This is a genomic window from Methylocystis sp. SC2, from assembly GCF_000304315.1.
Taxonomy (GTDB): domain Bacteria; phylum Pseudomonadota; class Alphaproteobacteria; order Rhizobiales; family Beijerinckiaceae; genus Methylocystis.
Genome location: NC_018485.1, coordinates 198778 through 217203, shown reverse-complemented (window position 1 = coordinate 217203; position 18426 = coordinate 198778). Strand labels below are relative to the sequence as shown.

The following is an 18426-nucleotide window of genomic DNA, read 5'->3' as shown; positions in this document are numbered from 1 at the left end:
CTATGATCGCGCTGCTTGTGCTCTCCGGGATCGCGAGCGCGAAAACACGCTCATGGATCTCGCCGGGTCCCGCGCTTCCACATATCGTTTTGACCGATCACGACGGAAACCCTGTCGCCTTCGACAGGCTTGTCGCCGGTCGCGTCGTTGCGGTGAATTTCTTTTTCACGCAATGTTCGAGCGTATGTCCGGCGCAGACAGCCATCTTGCGACAAACGAAGGAGCTGATCGAAAAAGAAGCCTCCGCGGATCGAAAGCCGCTCTTCATATCGATCTCTGTCGATCCAAGAATCGATACGCCGACGCGCATCAGGCAATATGCGGAGCGCTTCGACCTTGCGCTCGGCGAGACGCATGACTGGGTCATGCTTACCGGCGCGCCCGAAGCGACCAGCACGCTCATTGCAGCTTTCGACGAAACGGCGGGGCCGACGCCCGGCGATCATAGCGGGTCGATCTGGATTGGCAGCCAGAGCGCCGGGCGTTGGGCGCGCATTCCCACATCATCGGCGGAAGCGTCGTCGCCAGCAGCGCTTGCGTCAATCTTGCGCGAGGCGGCAAGATGAAAAGAACGTCCGCGTTTTTCGCGCCAGCGCTGATCGCCTGTGCGGCGCTGTCGCCGATCATGGCGAAGGCTGATGGCGCCGAAGGGCGGGCGCTCTACCACGGCCACGCAGGCTTTGCACGCGGCGACGCGGCGACCAATCTGCGTCTGCCGTCGGAGTTTGCCGCCTGCGCGAAGTGTCATGGCGCATTCGGCGAAGGCGGACGCGAAGGCGGCGTCACCGCCCCGGCGCTCATTTGGTCCGCGCTGACGACGCCGCGAGGGGAAGCGCCGGCTTTCCAGGCCGAGTCGCAGGTCCTTGACGCGATCACGAAGGGCGTCGCGCGTGACGGCGCCGCGCTTGGCCCGACCATGCCACGCTACACGCTGAGCGATGCGGAGATGTCGGCGCTTCTTGACTATCTGAAGCATGTGGGTCGCGCCGATGACTATCCGCCCGGCGTCGACCGCCAGACAATTCGTCTGGCGACGATGCTGCCGCTTTCGGGCGCTGCGCGCGCCGTCGGTCTTGCAGTCCTTGACGGCATGCGCGGCGCCTTTGACGCCGCAAATTCGAATGGGGGAGTCTACGGACGCAAGCTCGTCCTCGAAGCGATCGATATCGAGCAGGACGCCCAAGCGCTTACAAAAGACGTCGCTTTGCGCAGGCCTTTCGCGGTCGTCGGCGGGATGTGGCGGCCGGATGCGCCCATCTCCCTCGAACTCGCGAAGCAGCGCATCGCGAAGATTGCGACGCTGACGCCGCATCGGGACGCGTTGTCGCTTGATGCGTGGGACATTGATCTCCTTGCGCCGCTGGACCAGCAGCGCAGCGCGATTGAATCCGCGCTCAAGAATTGTGCGGCGCCGGGGCCGAAATGGGCGATTGCAGGCAATATCGCCATTGCATCGACGCCGATGGCGGACCGACGCTGGTTCGCAAGCGCCGCCGAAGCTGCCGACGCGGCGAAGCAAATCGCGTCTCCCGGCTGTGTGGCCTATGGATTAGCCGACGCTGCAGCGGTCAATGCAGCCATGCCTGCGACTTGGGAGAAGCGTCTCATTCTCCCATTTCCCGCCGCAATCTTTCTTGTCGGCCGCGAGGAGTCGTCGAGTCCTTGGCAAGCGCTCGGCCGCGCGGCGGCGCGTCTCGTCGTCGAACTTTGTGCGCGCGCCGGTTCGCGGCTGAATGAGCGCTCGCCCCTCATGGCGCTCGAAAAGGGTTTGCGCGTCGAGCTTGAGGCTGGCGCGCCCGCGTATTTCGACCGCGCGCGCCATTACGCCTGGAACCCCGACATCATCACTATTTCCGCAGGCGCGCCGAGGATTAGGCGCAAACAATTTTAAGGGAGAAAACTGTGATGACGCGCACGACATTCGGATACGCGCCTCGACTGATTTTCGGTCTATTCGCCATAGCGTTCGGCGCGCAATCTGCTATGGCGCAAACAGCGGCGCCGTCTTTCGCTCTGACGGGACATATCGAAAAATTCAGCCTGGATGCGCCGGCCGACAAATTCAGCGCCGGTAAAATGACCGTGCGCGGGATCGACGTCGTGCTTCCGAAGCATTTGCTGATCACCATGCCGGGCCAATATCTCACCGCGCAAGATCTCTTTCGTGGACCGACGATGCGGGCGCCGCCACGAGGCGAAAATAGCGGCCTCGCGCTCCTCGATGCGTCAGCGCCGCGTGTGCCCTTCGAGGCCGAACTCGTCGGCAATATCGTCAACGGCGTTTACATCGCGGGCATCGCGCATATTTCGCAGGGCGCGCTCCATTCCGGCGCTGGCTTCATCCAGAGCATCGATCATGAAAAAGGCGAACTCACGATCGGCGCTCAAAACGGCGCTCAAGGCGCGCATGTGCGGCTCAACGATCCGGAGGGGATCTATGGAGCGGCCAGCACGCCGCCGCTCGATGCGCGCTTTCAGCTCGACAAGGAAAATTCGCCGGTGCACGCGCGAACGGGTTTCCCGGTCTGCATTCCTCGATCAGCCACGGCGGACGATCCAAAATGCCCCCGCGGCAACCGTCCGTCCGATTCCAACATCCGCCGCTTCACCTGCGCGCGGCCCGGCGCGCCTGCCGCGGCGGTCGATGCGCCGCGTCACGATTGCAATCCTGAGCTGCCAATTCCGTTGCGCGTCGGCGATTATGTGACCTATGCAGGCATGCTTCAGGAGCTTCCCGGCGCGGGATTCATCATCGCCGCACACGGTCTCGAAGCAGAACTCGGCGTTTACACCTCACCCGGAACCGAGCCTGTCTATGTTTTCGTCGAGGAAGCGATACAGGGTACGAAAGGCGAAATTTTTCCCAATATTCCACAAGAGGAGACAACGCGCTTCCGTATCGTCGGCTTCACCACTGACCCCAGCCGCAATGTCGAAATTCTTGTCGCCGACATCGGCCGTGACGTCGGCGGCGTCAACGACATCGGCGTCTCCCTCACGGGGCCGAATGGACTTGCCCCCTCAAATCTCGCGCAACTGGGTCGTTTCAGAAACACTTGGCCGTCGAAGGACTCGGCCCGCGCCGTGCGGCGCGACGCGATCGCACAAGTGGTCGGCAGCCCGCACGCCAAACTTGCAAATGGCCTGACCTCCGGCCGATATGGGGCGCCGGTCGGCGAATATATCTACCCCGAGCTGACGCGCTTTGGCGTGCCGGGATATGCCTTGCCGGTCGCGTTCGAGAATTTCTGCTTCCTGCGCCTTGGCGGGGGGACCATGCCGACCGATTCCGGCCCGCAGCCCATCCAGCCGCTCACGCCATTCCCGGAGTCGGGTCACTCGCTTTCGCAACCTGTAGGCGGCGGCCGAGCATGCGATGGTCAATGATTTTCGCAAGCGCAACAGGCGCGCGCACCTGGCGAGACCGACGCGATCCAGGCTGTTCTTCGCATCGGGGCCGCTGTTCGGTCGTTACAAACTGCAATTCTAGCCGCCATCGCGGCGCCGACGGTCCTCGGCGCCGCCGCGCCGAAACTGAAGGTCCATAAGCCGGATTGAACGTCCCTCTTCCCGCGACGAAATCACCGAAGTCCTCACAAAGATGGCTGTCTACGCGGGCCTTCCAGCGGCGCTCGACGGCCGTCGGCGGCTAGGAAGTCTCATCGCGCCGGATCGGATCGGGACATGGCGGGAGGAGACGATTGTCTCCTGAAGAAGAAAAGAAGCATTGCGATGAATGGACGTGTCGTGATTTCCGGCTGTTCGGGCGGCGGAAAATCCACCTTGCTGACGGAACTGAAGACGCGAGGCCATACGGTTGTTGAGGAGCCCGGCCGCCGTATCATCGCCGAAGAGACGGCACGAGGCGGGACGGCTCTGCCTTGGGTTAATCTCGCGGCTTTTCTGCATCGCGCAATCGAGCTGGCGCTGTCCGACCATGCCGCCGCTACGGCGCTCGATGGTTGGGTATTCTTTGATCGCGGCCTTATCGATGCTGCGTCGGCGCTGGAGGCTTTGACCGGCGAACCCGTCCTGCGCCCGCTGTCTGCGACCCACCGCTATCATCCAAAAATGTTCCTGGCGCCGCCCTGGCCGGAAATCTATGTGACGGATGTGGACCGCAAGCACGGCTTTGACATCGCGGTCGCGGAGTATGAACGCCTTGCGAAGACATATCCGGCCCTGGGATATGAAATGCTACCGCTGCCAAAGACGGCAGTGGCGGCGCGCGCCGACTTCGTGCTGTCTTCTCTGATAACCTAACGATGGCCAATCGCATCACCGCTGACATGCAGGCGGCGGCGCCGATCAAACTGAAATCATGCGTCAGACTTCAGGTGGCGCGCATCACGCGTGATGCCGTGGTTTGGGCTTTGGCCGAGGTGGAGATCTGCCTCGAGGACCGGCGCCGTGCATCAGAGGCGGAAATCGTGCGCAAAGCTCCAGCGCGGGACGTGCATCAACGGCGCACGCGGCCGGTCAAAGCGCCGTCCACTCCTTGCGCAGGATGGCGTATTGCATCGTGTTCTCGAATATTGGGGCGCCGTCGTCATCCGTCACGAATGACACGAACTCTCTAAAAAGCCCCTCATTCCTCATTCCCAATCTTTCGCACAGGCGCTGCGAGGCGATGTTATCCTCCTCCACATAGGCGTAGAGGCGCCGAGCTCGCTTCACCTTGAACAAGCAATCAAAGAGCGCCCGAGCAGCCTCGGAGGCGTAACCGGCGCCGCCGAAATCCGCGTTGAAGTTCCACCCAACCGAATATGTGTCGGGAGGCTCGTGCACGCAGAACAGGTCGCCAATCAGCCTGTCGGAGCTTCGCAAACACACGGCAATATGCTCATCGCTGCTGCTGCGCGCCTCCACCTCGGCTTGAGCGGCGTTGAGATCCGCCAACCTGAGAGAAGCGAAACAATTCGACCTGGGTTGGCGCAAATAGGCAAACAGATCGGTGGCGTCACCCTGCCGGAAATTCCTCAAAATCAGCCGGTCTGTTTCGATGACGTTCATTTGAATTCCCTGTCGGGCCTCATATGTCGATGTGTCGTTTCACTCCCACTCGATTATCAACGAGCCTCATAAGATATTGATATTACGTCGATAGGTTTTTTCCGGTAAGCAAAATACCGTCGCCCAGACCGTTGAAAAACAGGGCTCTTGAAAACATTGCATTCTTTCGCCCAATCGCGAAAATCGTGGTTTCGCCATCTATCGCCCGACACAAACGTTGAGCCGATCCGAACATCTGTTCATCGAGCGTCGTCGTTACCACGCCACAGTATGCGGTCACGCACATCCGCCGCGCCTAGCGAACTCCGTGGTCAAAGGAAGCAGAATTACACCGACACATCGCCTCGTCGTTACGTACCCGGGGTTGGCCATGCGCCTGAATTTCGGAGGCTAGCTTTTCAACGCACTTACAAGAACGGCTCATTTGGAAAAGACCGTCAACGCGACCCGCTCAATGTGACGGTCTTTTGTTTCCGCTGGCGTGCCGTTCAAAAAGAACCGTCAAAAAGACCGTCATTTTGACCGGTTACCGAAGGCCAAAATTTCTTGTGACCAAGCAAAATCTCTTCACGAATCAGCATATTATCGGGTCGTGGAGATACTATGGAGGATGCATCGCCGACGATATCTACCGTGTAAACCATTGAATTGTAGAGGTAATATTTCGGTGATCGCCCCCGTCACTCCACTCGATTGTTCAGATTCACGTCAATTATCTGACTCTCTAAACAAAATATTCTTTCGCCCAAACACTACCGGCCTATGATCCGTCAGAATCCTACAGTCGTGATTTCGTTGACGAATTTCGGCCGACCTTCACAAACCATCTATCGACTGCTATCGGCACTCGGCATTCCGCTTAAAGCCAGACAGCCCAAAGCCCGAACGCTCAAAAAGTACCGTCAGGCCTCCATCCAACAATAGCTGCGCAACTTGCAGCGAACGCCGCTCCTAGTCTGAAACACTTGGGATTTGCCGTCTGCCATCAGGGCGGGGCGCCGTGTGTCCGGGTCGCAAACGAGCGTCGCCCTCGCGACGTATCGCGTTTTCGCGGCCGAACCGGCCAGGCCACGCCAATCCCTGTGAGCGAGACTGAGGACTATCGAGGCGTGAAACTGCCCTAAGCACCGCCCGTCCGGCTATTTCGGGACTTGCACCAGCCCGTATTCAGCGTCATCCGCGTCGAAACTCGGCAGAACTTCCGTCACCGCCGACGCCAGTATGCTCTGCTTCAGCCTCTCTCCGTTCGGTCCTTTTTGAGGCGTCGCGAGTTTTTGCCACCACAGCGCAGCGACGCCGGCGACATGGGGGCACGCCATGCTAGTGCCGCTCATCGTCGCGAAGCCGCCGTCCCGAGCAGCCGACAGGATTTCTGCGCCCGGAGCGAAAATCTTGGCGCGGACGTTCGAGAAATCCGCGATCGCGAGCGAGTCGCCGTCCGTCCGCAGGGCAGCGACGGAGAGGACGCCCGTAGCGGAAGACGGGAGCGATGCCGAAATCCGGAATCGCGAATCGACGTCAAGGCGGCTCTCGTTGCCGGCGGCGGCGATCACCAGTGGTCCGCGCCCGAAGGCGCGCCCGGCTTCGATCAACTCCATGACTGAGTCGAACAGCCGTAGATTGTCCTTGAACGACTCGAGGGCGATCGAGGTCGCGAGCTCGGGCGGATACCCCTCTTCCTGCAGCTGCCGGACCATGCCGGGAAAGTCGAAGCCGAGCGACATCGACACGACATGCGCGCCTTCGTTCGCCGCCCATTGCATGGCTTGCAAGACCACCGCGGAACCGCCGTCGCCCTTGTCAGAGAACACCTTGGCGATGAGCGCCTTGCGTATGTTCCGGGCAATGCCGATGCGAACGCCGTCGACGTCCTTGCCGAAGATCGTGCCGGCGCAATGGGTCCCGTGGCCGTCCGAGTCGCCGTTGCCGGAGCCGCCGAAGTCCTTTTCCTCGATGTCGATGCCGGCGAAGGCCGGATGATTCCGGCAGATGCCGGTGTCGAGCACCGCGACGACCGTGCCGGAGCCGTCCAGACCCGTCTTTTCCGCGCCTACGGCGGAAACGCCCCAGGCAGTCTTCGGGACAGCGCCTTTCGCAGGCTGCTTCTTCGACACCGGCGTGATCAGCCGCATCGGCATGATCAGGCCGTAATCGGCCACTTTCGGGTTCTTCTCGATGTCGCGCAGTTCAGAGGCGGACAGCTCCGCCTCATGGATATTGATTTGTGCATCTGCCGATTTGCTGAACGTGCCGGGCAAGGCTCCCCCGGAGCGCAGGGCGCGGTTGGACTCGATGATGGCGTATCTGCGTTTCATGCCGAGGGCCTCACGATCGTGGTTGAAGCTGCCGCACAATCATCATTTCAGAAGGAGCCGTCGCGTCGGATCGCCATAGAACACGTAAGAGGACCACGTCTGGACGGTCGACGGCCCCTCACCGCTTAGTTTAAGCCTTGCGAGTCGCAGTGCCTCCGCGAAGGGAATACCCCCGAGCGTATCGCGCCGGATCAGCCGCCACCAGAGGCTGTATGCATGCGGAAACAGCCTTGAGTAGAATTCGGTCGCGAAGGCGGCGGCGGGCTCGTCCGGGATCGGCCATTGCGCACCGACGAAATAGGAGGCGTTATTGAGGAAAGCCGATGCGAAGCCGTAGACCTCGGCGCCGCGTGCCCAGGCCGCCTCGCGCGAACTGCCGCATCCGTTGATGAAGGCGAGCAGCAGGTCGTTCGGCGTCGTCTTAAGCGCGGCCGCGATATCGCCGGCTAGGATCCGGTCGCCCTTGATCGGGAGATAGCTCTGCTCCCCTGCATCCTCGACGAATTCAGCATGACCGACATAGTGGAACAGATGGGCGGCGCAGATCGCAGCAAGAATCTCCTGCTTGGTCGCGTCGGGGGCCATCCGGACGACCTCCGCGCCCCAGCTTTGCGCGGCAGCCGCGACCGCCTCGGCTTCGCCGTCCGCGCGGGCTAGCCGATCGGCATCGTCGGCATGCGGAGCGAAGATCGTCACGGTGAGCCTGAATGCGCTTAGCGGCTTGCGCTCGGCGAGGACATCGCCCGAGATTGTGCGGCCGATCGCATGCCGCAACATCATTCTGGTTTCGCCGCCGTCATCGGTGATCTCCAGGGGCAGCCAGATCAGCGACTTCGACAAGTCGAGACTGATGGCCCCGCCATCGGCCTGCGCGGTGGCGAAACGCACCTCCTGCGGCAGAGCCGCTTCGCCCATCAGCTTTGCCACGCGCTCGTACACCTTCTCGAAACGTTCGCCGCGCAGGCGCGTGCGGCCTTCCGCGAGGCCAACCAGATACGGCATGATGGACTCGGCCTCGTTCGTGAGCTGGGCGGCCGGCATGTCGACCGCGAGGCGTATAGTCGTCGGCGCCGACGGTGCTTCGAGTTCGTAGCGCACCGTGTCGGCACCGATGCTTTTGACCTCGATTGCGAAGCGCGCGGCAGCTGTGTCCGTCGTCCAGCGCAGGCCTCCGAGCCGCCGCAGCACGAAGCCGGTTGGGCCACGCCGCGTCAACAGAAGGAGCAAAAGGCCAGCCGCGGTGAGGATCGCAGCGGCAAGTTTGTAGGGATTGCGATAGAACGGAAGCGCGACCGAGAATTCCGAGTTGGCGGCCGAGCCCCGATTCAAGAACCCGTCGGTCGCAGTTACAGTCAGGCGGTAGCGGGTGACGTCGGACAGGTTGGTGAGATCTAACCGGCTGCTTGATCCGGACAGGTTGCGCTCGGCGTTGGCGATGGGCGGATCGTACTCGATCGTCGCGGTCTTGGCTTCAGGCGGGCCGACCAAGCCTGGTATCGCAAGACCGTACGTCACCGCGTTGACGTCGATCGTGTCGCCCAAAGGCGATCTTTCGATGGTCGTCATAGGCGTCGACGCGGGCAGATCGATCAGGAATACATCGGAGCCGGACGCCGTCCAGAAGCCGCGGCCCGTCGACGCGACGACGGCGGTGGTCGGACGCGCGAGCCTCGGATCGATCGTCCTCAGGCTGCGCCAGCGTCCGGTCTTCGGGCTACCTTCCCAGCGGAACAACCCTTCGTCAGTCCCGGCGAGCAGCCCCAAAGCCGGATGCGAGGCGAAGCTGCGGATGACATAGGGCTGGTCCAGAACGTCGGCGCGGCCATGGCCGACATCGACATAACCGCCGCCTGCACGCTTCAGGAACACCGTCCCGCCCCATCCTCCCGAAGCGACGGCCTCAGCGCCCTCCACGATCGGCGTCATGGCGACGGCGCCGAGCAGTGTCTTCTTGCCGAAAGGCGACGGGGCGAACGGTCCGAGTTCGGACGGTTTAGGCGCCGCGACAGCGATGCTTTCCACGCCGACAGCCAGCAGGGCGCTTGTGTCGTCGAACGCCAACGCCGCCACGGCGGAACCGCCTATATCGGACATCACATGCGCGCCTTCCCGCCAATGCCCGTCCGAAAGACAGAGCGCCTTATCGCTCCAGACGACGCCGACGCAGGCGGCACCGGTTTTCGAAACCGCAAGTGACGACGGTGCGGCCGGCGACGTCGCCATGGCAAGCGGGTACGCGCCCGTCCGCTCGACGTTCGCGCCCTCGATCTTGAACAGGCCGGCGGCGTTGAGAGTCCAAAGCCTGTCCTGCGGATCGAGGGCAAGGAGCGCACCACGGTAGTAGGGCGACGCAGGCACCCCGGCCGCGGCCGGGAGGTCTATGCGCGTTGCGGCAAGGCTGCGGTCAAGCCGCCACACCTCGCCGTTGTCCAGACCCACGACCGCGCCGCCGCCCCGGTCTGCGACCATCGATGAGACCGCCGACCCTTTGCCCGGGAATCTGTGATCGTGGGAGATGTCGAAATAGCGCCATAGTCCCCTCGGCGTGCCGATCCAGATGTTCGAGACCCTGTCCTCCATCACCACATTGGCAGTGATCGAGCCGCCGCCCCCGGGCGACCAGCGTTTCCAGCCATTGAGGTCGTACCGTTGCAGATAGGTGGTCGCGAGCCACATCGCTCCGTTCTTCTGGCTGGCGATGGCCCTGCAATACCCCTCGGCCAGCACCATCGGCGCGGTCGGCTGGGCGAGCCGCACGCCGAGGCAATTCCTATCGGTCGCGATGAAGAGCCGGTCCGGTGCGTAGGATACGCTGCGGACAAAGGTTTGCGGCGCGAGCTTGAGGTCAATCCAGCGCGTAGGTTTGCCAGTCGCCGGGTCGATCTTCTGGATCGACCCATACTCGCTCGTCGCTACGAGTTCGTTTCCCGCGAAGCCGAGATATGCTGCCGCAGTCTGCACCCCGACGACACGATCCGGAACCGCCGCGCGCAATGCAGCAACCGCCTCGTTTGTCCTTGGGCCGAAACGGCTCGACACAGCGTAGATCACGCCGTCGCCGGAGCTCGCCAGCGCCCAATCTCCCCGAGGGCAGCCTCTCTGGCTGCGTGGACAGGCGCCGTAGATCGCTTCGATCCGATCGTCCTTCCAGCGGAATAGGCTGTCGTTAATCGTGCCGACTATGATCGCATGGTCGGATGCCTCGACCATGGCGTTGACGATGATCGGCTGCTGCGCGTCCAATGACGGGAAGGATGGAGCGCGGGGCGCGACGCCGTCATAAGACGCTACCCCTTCGCTCGTGCCGATCAGCAGCCGTTCGCCGGACCGGGAGACGAGCAGATGGGTGACGTTCTGCGACGGCAACGGAACAGGGACGAAGCTCCAGTTGCCCGTCAGGTCGGCGATGGGCGCGGCAAGCGGCAGAGCCTCCGGAAAATCGCTGCCATCGGCGCGGACGGAAGCAGGCGGCAGCGCAAAGAGCAGACATGCGACGGTCGAAAAAATATGGACGAACCCGTGTTCCGAACAGCGGCAGCGAGAGCTCGTCATCTTCGCCTAGCACCTTCGACCGGAGTGCTTTCTTGGTAATCCCAGTCTAGACGATGCGACACGCCGCTCGCTACCTTGAGTGGAAAAAGATTGCCTGCTCGCAAACGTTTTCGACGCTGGCGCCAACGTGCTCACCGGCGGTGTCCGCGAGGGTCCGCTGTCCGCTTCGGCGCGGATACGTTCCGCGGGCAGAGCACTGCGGTTTCAACACCCGCCCAATGCGTACTATCGCGTCTGGAAGCCATACCCGTCTCCGTCACCCTAAGCAGTGAGCACCCGAAAAGTATCTGTATTTTATGCGAAATTCCACGCCCGAGCGGCCGATCACCGCCTTTTTTCCTCACTCGAGCGCTATGTCGATGAGGGGGCGACCTTTCTAGAGTTCGCAGAGTGGCTCACTCTGGCCAGGCACAAGTGCCCGCCGAAAAGCCGGCTCGGCTGGGCCAAGAATTCAGCCTGTGCCGCTTAGCCGGGCCTCACGAACTTGCCTTCTCGCATCCTGATCACTGGCCCGTTAGGCTTTTTAGTCGGATAGCTGGGCTCTTTTCCGGGCCGCGTCGGCGAACAACCCCAGAATGCCTCGAGGCCTCCCGCATCAGCTGAAAAATCGAGATAATCGCCGGGACGTGCGCGGCGAGGTGTTGCGACGTCGTTGTGCCGGGCGCGCGGATACGGACCGAAGCGCAGCATGAGCCTACCAAGCTGAATCCGCGTGCGATTGAAATAGGTGCAGCGGCATGCCGATGCCCTGCGGAGCTGCTCGGCGATGCTCATCGGCCACTTATAGTCGCCATCGCCTTGCATCGCGCGCGTCCACGCCAGGAGCAGCCAGGAGTCCGCCACCTCCGGCAGAATGCCGTTGAGATTGCGGAGCCAGCCGAGCGGCAGCTTGGACGGCGCGAAGCGGGCGAGGAAGAGTGCGCCCAGCACTGCGGCCGCCGAGTCGTCGAATTTGTTTGCGAGTTGCACAAGCGCGCTCTCGGGATCTCCCGAACGACCTTCCTGCCAGACGACGCTGGCATTCGGGAGAACAGGTGCGTTGAGACCCACCAGTAGGTCGGCGAGCCCGGGGTTTTGGGGGACCGAGAGCGCGACTGGCACCCGAACCGCAGACGGATTTGCTTCGCGGTCGGCGTTGTCGTCCATCGCGACGCCGGCGGCGATGAACGTCAGCACTATGCCAGGCCAGAGGGGCGGAACTGTCACGATAGGTCCGAAGCCGTCATCGCACAGCAAACCGATCGCCGTCGGTGAATGACGTTCGGTTACAGCAAATTGCAGATAGTCGTCGGAATAACGCGGCAAGGGCGCCGGACAGGTCTGCCAGCGCCCGTGCGATAAGCGCCAGCACATGAGACGATAATCGAGCGAGCGGACCGTACTGTTGATGGAAGCGAGCTGGTCGTCGCCGAGCGAGGAGTCAAAGCGCCCCGGTACATATTGCTTTCTGAGCAGCACGCTCATGGATCGTGCCGCTGTATTGGCCGCGAACGGGGACGCAAGAGAAGTGACACGGTAGTCATCTGGGGTGGATGCTTTCGGTGCGTAGGTGAGGCCAAGGTCAGCCGCCTCGGCGAGGAATTCGCGCGGAGAGGCGCCGGACATGGCGACCACCGCATCGCCGCCTTTCGGCCCGACGGTGGTCGGGGCGATCAGTTGCTCGCCCGAAGGCCGCGTCGCGACGACGGTGTAATCTCCGGGCATCAGATCGACGGTCGCACCTCGCTTGAGCGAGGATAGGGTGAGTCGGTCCCCGACCCGGTCACCCCGGGATCCTATTATCTCGACCGTCAAAGGGCCAAGCGCGCTCTGGGTCTGGATCCTCAGCTGGGCCACGGGGTCCTCACAGCTTCACCTCGGTCAGGGGCGGCAGGGCACGCCGCACTACGCTCTGGGCGGGAAAATCGAGCGGCGGCGCCCACGCCGCATTGACCGTGTATTTGTCGAACGACGACACGGTTTGCCTGACCGGCGTCTCGGCACCAGGGCCGGGCGCCTGTTTGTAGAGCTGGTGCACGTCTCGCATGATCTCGAGCGTACATTGCGTGAGCTTGGCCAGTGGGTCGCTCGACACTAGTAGCGTCGTATCGGCGGGATCATCGCGGACCATCAGAACTGGCGGTTCCTCAGCATCGCTCGTCGTCAGGCGGCTGAATGTGTAATAGGCCCGATCTGCAAAGCTGGCGACGCGGAAGCGATAGCTTGACATTGCAGCCTCAAGGCCCTGCACGCTGAGATGCCAGCGGCCGTCGTCACCCTGATCGCGGAAACCGGAATTCGAACAGGCTTCGACGAAGACATCCATGAAGCGCGATCGTCCGCCGGTACGTCCGAACGCTTTCGCGCCTAGCGACGACGAAGCGATCACGACCTGTGCGAGGGGGCCGTTGGTATCGACCATCGCTTGGCGAAGGCCGGGCGTCGCTTCGACAAGAGCATTGGTTGCGGGCCGAGCATTCCGTAGCGCCGGTGGCGCGGTGTTGGCGCAGCAATCGAAAATCAGCCACTGCTGTCGTGGAGGTTTGTCACCCATCCCCTCTACGAATAGATCGATCGAGACAGAGTTGGGCCAGACACTTTCTGGATCCACGCCGAAGTCGCTCGCGAGGAACGTCCGGGTCACCGAGGGCAACCAGATGCCGTGGCCGCAGCAATAGAAGATGAGGATGTCGTCTTTCTGCGCGCCGTCGAACCAGCGACTCCTCGCGGCGAGTATGTTCGCGAGGTCGGGAGCATCGACATTCGTCGGCGCGATGCCAGGACAGCTGAAGGTGACGCCAGCCGGATGCGTCGCATCGTTGATCAACATGTCGACCGAGGCTATCGGCTTGCCGAAAAGCGCCGCCCAGTCTGTTAGCGCGTGGGTCGCGAAATCGATAGCGCTTTGTGCGGCGCTGCCGATATCGGCAAGCTTTGGAACTTTGGGTTTCGCGACCTGGGCGTTCGGATAATGGCCGGCGCCCAGTATCAGCAAGCGCACGCCCCTATTCGCCTGGGGTTGCTCGTAGATTCGCGTCATGTGTGCCCGAGATCCGCGAGCCGCGCCCGCATGCGCTTGTAAAAGCTTGGGCGCAGAAAGTAGGCGCCGTGCGCGTGGAGCAGATCGGTGACGGTGTCGTAGCCGAAATCGCGTACACCCTCGAACATCGGCGCGCAGCGAAACGAGAAAACGTCGGTGAAGTCGAACACGTTCATCCAACTGCCGACGCCGGGGGCCATTTTGAGCTTGGTGCCCGCGGCTGGCCGCCCACCTGGGTAGAGACCTAGATCGGCAAAAAAGCCAGGCTGCGATCCGACGGTGAACAACGCGTCTATCTGGATCGGGGATCCGATGGCCGCCTCGAGGCCTGCGCGGATCGTCGGGTCCGTTAGTATGTCGTAGAGTATGACGCCACCGAGACTATGGCCGACGACGACGAAGGGTTCGCTGCCGGGCTTGGGCGCTTTGGCGCCCTCGACCAGTGCATCGAAGATGGGCTGGAAGATACGCGCACGCGTCCCCTCGGACCCGGAATCGTCGCGACCGCGCAGATAGACAAACACGTCGCCGAGAAAGAACGAGACGCTACGGCTCAAATCGCGCCGCGCCAGTTTGAGTGCAGCATCGCTCGCTCCGTTGCCGACGAGCCGCGTCAGATATCCAATCGCGCCGCGAATGCGATCGCCGAGACCGAAGGCTTGTATAGCGCCGTCCGCCTGCTCGATCTCGGATTCGAGCGCATCGGCGAACTCGGAATTGTCTTTAGCGACGAGGGTCGGGATAGCTACCGGCTTGTCGTGGTCAATCGTCGCCTTCGCTTCGAGATAGGCGCCAGCCGCTAGTGCAACCCTCAGCGCTTCATCGGTCGCGGCGGCATCAGGCACGTTGAACTCAGCCGCGCTGCGGATCGCCGCGTCCAGAGTTGCCATCGCAACCAGGTCGACGGCCTGCTCGGCATCGGAACCGGCCAGCTGTCCGAGCGCAAGGCGCCCGTCGAGCGCCTCGGCGCCTAGCGCCGCCGCTCCCCCATCATCACCAGCGTTGAACGCCTCGTTGCCGGTCGGACAAGGGAGCCAAGGAAGGTCATTGCCAAATTTGACGCCGAAGCTTCCCCACTCTGGATTGATGATCTTGGCGTCAGAGCGCTTTAAGACAAGAGACCGAAACAGCGCGTCGCGCTGTTTCATTGCTGCGGAATATTCGGCCGATGGCCGGGTGGCAACGCCATGGACAAACACAAGCGGCATATCATGAACTCCCCCACAATGTGTATCATGAGTTGTGGGTCGGGGCCGAGTATAAATGATCGTGTTTGATGCTATTTCCCCGACTGCTTGGGCCTAATTCCGGATCGGCGCATTCTTGGTCGCAATGGAGCGGCCGTCAGCTTCAGGCGAAGCACAATAATCGGAGCAATTATGCGGCATGATAATATGCATAGATTGTAATGGTCGCAGGAGCGACATCACAGCATCGTAGTAGGAAGGGGTCGTCTTGAATCCGACGTCCGATCATGATCTGTGCAGTGCGGCGGCCACGTTCACGCCCCGCCACGCCTTTCTCAATCTTCCGCCGCTGCACAAAGATCCCGGTGCTATCAACGCGCTGCACGAAATCGCGCATGCCGAGACCTTTTCTGGAGCGGCCTTTTACGCGTCCTTCGCAGCGAGAACATTGAAGGGTGAGGCTGTGCCGATACGCCCGCTCAGAGAGTTTCTCGAAGCCATTCCTGACGCGTTTCAACATGTTGGAGGGCGGTCCGCTCCGGGCTCGGGTCCGGACCATGCCGTCGTCTATCATCTCGTGACGATCGCCAACCGGTATGTCGCGGACTTCGGGGACATTTGGCGGGAGATTGGTTTTGACTTCCGGACGGCCACGAGCGCAGCTGCGGCGATCGGCGAAGTGAATTCGAGCCAGCTGGTCGGGCGGACGCTGATCCAGATCGTCGCGCGCTGCGCGCTCGAGCTCGCGCTCGTTCGCGCGGGAGGGAAAGCTCCGGAAGGTCATGTCAGGGCTTTGTACGAGCGACTTGAAACGCATCAACCGTTGCCGATGCCCGGCCCGGGAGAAGGCATCCAGGATCATATTCAACGCTTGATGAGAAAGTCTCCGAGGAAGATCGTCGGAATGTTCGACGACCAGTTGCTGCTCGCAGATGTACTCCTCAATGCGGACCAGACCACGCTCCTCGAGTTGCGGCCGCTCTTGTCGGCCGTCGTCGGACTTGAATATTTCACGCAATGGTGGCCACCGCAGTTTCAAACCTTGTTTTTCGCTCATCCCACCGCCGACTTCGGAAACCGCCTACAACGCTATGTCGCGGCGCGGGCGAGATCGCCATCCCACGAGCAGGTCTTATTGCAACGCTTGGGTAACCTGGCTATTGCGATTGCTCCCGTTCGCGACCGAAAGCCGATCCTAGTCGACCCTGATCATGCCGAGGATCCTAGGGCCCATACGGCCTTCGAGCTCCTGAGCTTACAATCCTATATCGTTGCGCTGCCCCATTTTTGCGAGAGCCATCTGCAGGACGCGCCCATGATCGGCTCAAGTTGCAGCGGTGCGATCAACGCGCTGAAAAAGACGAGCGAGCAAGCCTTCGAGGCCTATGTGAGCCTGATAGCGAAGCAGGCCAATTGTCCGGAGCTGTCGATCTTGCTCAAGAGCGTGGTGTTGCGGCCAGCAAAGAGCAGCGATGGTCGTGAGGTACTGCTGTTGCGAGTATGACCGGCATCGCCGGTCACCTTCCGGCTTCGGCCAAAGAGGAGCGTGCCAGGGTTCTTCCTCTGACTACTACCCCGTTGCGAATGACATCGAGGATAGAGTTCGCAGAGCCGCCCTACGAAATGTTGTCCATAGAGTGGCCGCGGGTCATCGTGCTGATAGCAGCGTTGGTGGCTGGCTACCTGCCCATTGCTAGGGAGGCCTCAAGCGATGGGCAGCATTCGAGTTGCTCCTGACATGTCTGACCTCAGCTGAGGTCATGTCGTTGGCCTAGACGACAGTTTCTACGATTTCCTTTCCAGCTTTAGCTGCGTTTCCGTCACTTCCCCTCGATCGTTTCGCGACCTCATAACGCATTAAAATCGCGCGTCAAAAAGTGCCTCCACTGGAAACATTGGCTTCATCAGCCTGAGCGTTGAAACAGAAAAGGCACCGACACGCCGTGGTCGCTCTATCAGACATAACGTGCGCTACTTGCTATCAAGCTTCCAATTGAAATTGACGCCCTTCTCCGACGCCCGGCCCGTCCCGGTGATGCCTACGGCAGAGCTTCCGTTGAGGGCCTTGAAGAACGCCACTTCCGCCTTCTGCGCACTAACCAACTGCGTACCGTTCTCAGGGATGCCGACAAACTTGAAGGTCCCGTTCTTCGTGATGAAGAACTTGGCGACGCTGGGACCTGCGACGGTCCACTTGCCGGTATCGGTATCAAGCGTCAGTCCGAAGGACTTGCCCAGAACGTCGCCTTCGATTCCAGTGCCTATCACGGTCCAGTAAGCCATTGTTTCGTCCTTTCTCGAATGCGTCCGGTATGGCGCAGCGCTGCTAGGGGTCCAACTTCCAGAACCAGATTGGATCAGCGTTCCAATAGGCGTCTCCGGCAGGCAGGTGCCGTACCGTCCCACAGGTCGATGTGACCTTGGCCCGGAAAGCCGGGCACGTTGATGTAGGCGACCAGCCCCGTCTTGCCGGTGATCGATGGCGGTGGCGACCCCGGGGCCGAGAAGCCGTAATTGTAGAGCGCGAACACATCCGCCTTGCGCAGCACGCCTGCGAGGTCCTCGGCGCCCCGGACGTAGTCATGTGGGCAGAGACTGACTCCACTGGTCTTGAACTTGTCCTTGAATCCCGCGACGACCTGCGCGAGCGCCTCGCTCATCCAGATCGCACATGTATTGGGGAACTGCATGGAGCAGGCATGGATGTCCGTCGGGTTTGTCTTGTAGACGCCGCGCAGTTTCGTATAGGTCGGCTTCGGCAGAGACAACGGCAGCAGCTTGTCGCGCAGCGCTTCGCACAAGGCATCGTCGCCAACGATCTCGGCATGCGGTCCAAGCTGTTCGAACGTATAGCTACCGACGCGATCGCCGCGCCCGACGAAGGCGATCACGGGCTTTCCGAGGCCGGCCGCGATCTCGAATTCGGCTTGCGTCCCCCGGGCCCCGGGCAGGATGACGATTACGTCGCCCGACGCCATGTTCAGGATATTGCGCGAAGCGGCGCCCTTGGGATCGGCACCGGGCAAATGCGTGAAGGTCGGCACTTCGATCCAGTGATTTGGGTAAGGTGCTTTCGGAGTCAGTGTGTATTTCGTGATCCTTCCGACCGTCGCGCCAGCAAAACCCGAGCCCTCCCCCGGAATCACGCCGATTGAACGCCCGGATCGTCCCTGCGTTTCGCAAAACGATCGAGCGACGATCTCCATCGCGCCAAATCCGCCGCCGGTCAGGAGATCGCATCCTAGCTCGGCCACGATCCGACCCACTAGCCGTGCGCGCCGTTCGAGGTCCGCGGACTCGACGGGACTTCCACTCGCAGCCACCGCGATCGTCACCACGA

General features: G+C 61.7%; 13 protein-coding genes. 5 read left to right on the top strand and 8 right to left on the bottom strand.

Features of this window, described 5'->3' with window-relative positions; translation table 11 throughout:
• Nucleotides 1–2 precede the first annotated feature (2 nt).
• The 4 genes from BN69_RS00940 to BN69_RS00925 all read left to right on the top strand — a co-directional run bounded on the left by BN69_RS00940 (nt 3) and on the right by BN69_RS00925 (nt 4263).
• Nucleotides 3–566 (top strand): SCO family protein, encoded by a 564-nt coding sequence (locus BN69_RS00940; RefSeq protein ID WP_014889660.1) that lies wholly within the window; start codon nt 3–5, stop codon nt 564–566.
• The gene (locus BN69_RS18300) at nt 563–1891 is read left to right on the top strand and encodes a cytochrome c/ABC transporter substrate-binding protein (protein ID WP_014889659.1); all 1329 of its coding nucleotides are present in this window, start codon (nt 563–565) and stop codon (nt 1889–1891) included. Before BN69_RS00940 ends, BN69_RS18300 begins: the two co-directional genes overlap by 4 nt.
• Nucleotides 1892–1905: 14 nt before the next feature.
• The gene (locus tag BN69_RS00930; RefSeq protein ID WP_014889658.1) at nt 1906–3387 is read left to right on the top strand and encodes a hypothetical protein; all 1482 of its coding nucleotides are present in this window, start codon (nt 1906–1908) and stop codon (nt 3385–3387) included.
• A 345-nt stretch (nt 3388–3732) separates the two neighbouring features.
• Complete coding sequence (locus tag BN69_RS00925; RefSeq protein WP_041927067.1) at nt 3733–4263, top strand: AAA family ATPase; 531 nt, start codon at nt 3733–3735, stop codon at nt 4261–4263.
• A gap of 216 nt (nt 4264–4479) precedes the next feature.
• On the opposite strand, the gene BN69_RS00920 is transcribed toward BN69_RS00925, so the two are convergent.
• The 6 genes from BN69_RS00920 to BN69_RS00890 all read right to left on the bottom strand — a co-directional run bounded on the left by BN69_RS00920 (nt 4480) and on the right by BN69_RS00890 (nt 15107).
• Nucleotides 4480–5013, bottom strand: a complete 534-nt coding sequence (locus BN69_RS00920; RefSeq protein ID WP_014889656.1) for a GNAT family N-acetyltransferase — start codon at nt 5011–5013, stop codon at nt 4480–4482.
• A gap of 1139 nt (nt 5014–6152) precedes the next feature.
• A complete protein-coding gene (locus tag BN69_RS00910) occupies nt 6153–7328 on the bottom strand; it encodes a S8 family peptidase (RefSeq protein WP_014889655.1) in 1176 nt (391 codons plus the stop codon).
• A gap of 42 nt (nt 7329–7370) precedes the next feature.
• Nucleotides 7371–10880 carry a CHAT domain-containing protein gene (locus BN69_RS00905; protein ID WP_014889654.1) on the bottom strand — a complete coding sequence of 1170 codons (3510 nt, stop codon included), beginning with the start codon at nt 10878–10880 and terminating at the stop codon, nt 7371–7373.
• Nucleotides 10881–11345: 465 nt separating this feature from the next.
• Nucleotides 11346–12584 (bottom strand): hypothetical protein, encoded by a 1239-nt coding sequence (locus BN69_RS00900; RefSeq protein WP_014889653.1) that lies wholly within the window; start codon nt 12582–12584, stop codon nt 11346–11348.
• 139 nt (nt 12585–12723) lie between these two features.
• Nucleotides 12724–13899: a caspase family protein gene (locus BN69_RS00895; RefSeq protein ID WP_014889652.1), complete on the bottom strand. Its 1176-nt coding sequence runs from the start codon at nt 13897–13899 to the stop codon at nt 12724–12726.
• On the bottom strand, nt 13896–15107 hold the full coding sequence (locus BN69_RS00890; RefSeq protein ID WP_014889651.1) for a hypothetical protein: 1212 nt from the start codon (nt 15105–15107) through the stop codon (nt 13896–13898). Before BN69_RS00890 ends, BN69_RS00895 begins: the two co-directional genes overlap by 4 nt.
• A 247-nt stretch (nt 15108–15354) precedes the next feature.
• Between BN69_RS00890 and BN69_RS00885 the strand changes: the two genes are divergently transcribed.
• Nucleotides 15355–16590, top strand: a complete 1236-nt coding sequence (locus BN69_RS00885) for a hypothetical protein (RefSeq protein WP_014889650.1) — start codon at nt 15355–15357, stop codon at nt 16588–16590.
• Nucleotides 16591–17057: 467 nt separating this feature from the next.
• Here the strand turns inward: BN69_RS00885 and BN69_RS00875 are convergent, their stop codons facing one another.
• Nucleotides 17058–17369, bottom strand: a complete 312-nt coding sequence (locus tag BN69_RS00875) for a hypothetical protein (protein WP_014889649.1) — start codon at nt 17367–17369, stop codon at nt 17058–17060.
• 74 nt (nt 17370–17443) lie between these two features.
• Nucleotides 17444–18424 carry a T6SS effector amidase Tae4 family protein gene (locus BN69_RS18295; protein WP_148276990.1) on the bottom strand — a complete coding sequence of 327 codons (981 nt, stop codon included), beginning with the start codon at nt 18422–18424 and terminating at the stop codon, nt 17444–17446.
• Nucleotides 18425–18426 lie beyond the last annotated feature (2 nt).

Excerpts from the sequence above, each read along its gene's own strand:
- BN69_RS18300 (WP_014889659.1), top strand. The coding sequence starts at position 563 with ATGAAAAGAACGTCCGCGTTTTTCGCGCCAGCGCTGATCGCCTGTGCG.
- BN69_RS00890 (WP_014889651.1), bottom strand. The coding sequence starts at position 15,107 with ATGCCGCTTGTGTTTGTCCATGGCGTTGCCACCCGGCCATCGGCCGAA.
- BN69_RS00900 (WP_014889653.1), bottom strand. The coding sequence starts at position 12,584 with ATGCCCGGAGATTACACCGTCGTCGCGACGCGGCCTTCGGGCGAGCAA.
- BN69_RS00925 (WP_041927067.1), top strand. The coding sequence starts at position 3,733 with ATGAATGGACGTGTCGTGATTTCCGGCTGTTCGGGCGGCGGAAAATCC.
- BN69_RS00930 (WP_014889658.1), top strand. The coding sequence starts at position 1,906 with ATGACGCGCACGACATTCGGATACGCGCCTCGACTGATTTTCGGTCTA.
- BN69_RS00920 (WP_014889656.1), bottom strand. The coding sequence starts at position 5,013 with ATGAACGTCATCGAAACAGACCGGCTGATTTTGAGGAATTTCCGGCAG.
- BN69_RS00895 (WP_014889652.1), bottom strand. The coding sequence starts at position 13,899 with ATGACGCGAATCTACGAGCAACCCCAGGCGAATAGGGGCGTGCGCTTG.
- BN69_RS00940 (WP_014889660.1), top strand. The coding sequence starts at position 3 with ATGATCGCGCTGCTTGTGCTCTCCGGGATCGCGAGCGCGAAAACACGC.
- BN69_RS00910 (WP_014889655.1), bottom strand. The coding sequence starts at position 7,328 with ATGAAACGCAGATACGCCATCATCGAGTCCAACCGCGCCCTGCGCTCC.
- BN69_RS00905 (WP_014889654.1), bottom strand. The coding sequence starts at position 10,880 with ATGACGAGCTCTCGCTGCCGCTGTTCGGAACACGGGTTCGTCCATATT.
- BN69_RS00875 (WP_014889649.1), bottom strand. The coding sequence starts at position 17,369 with ATGGCTTACTGGACCGTGATAGGCACTGGAATCGAAGGCGACGTTCTG.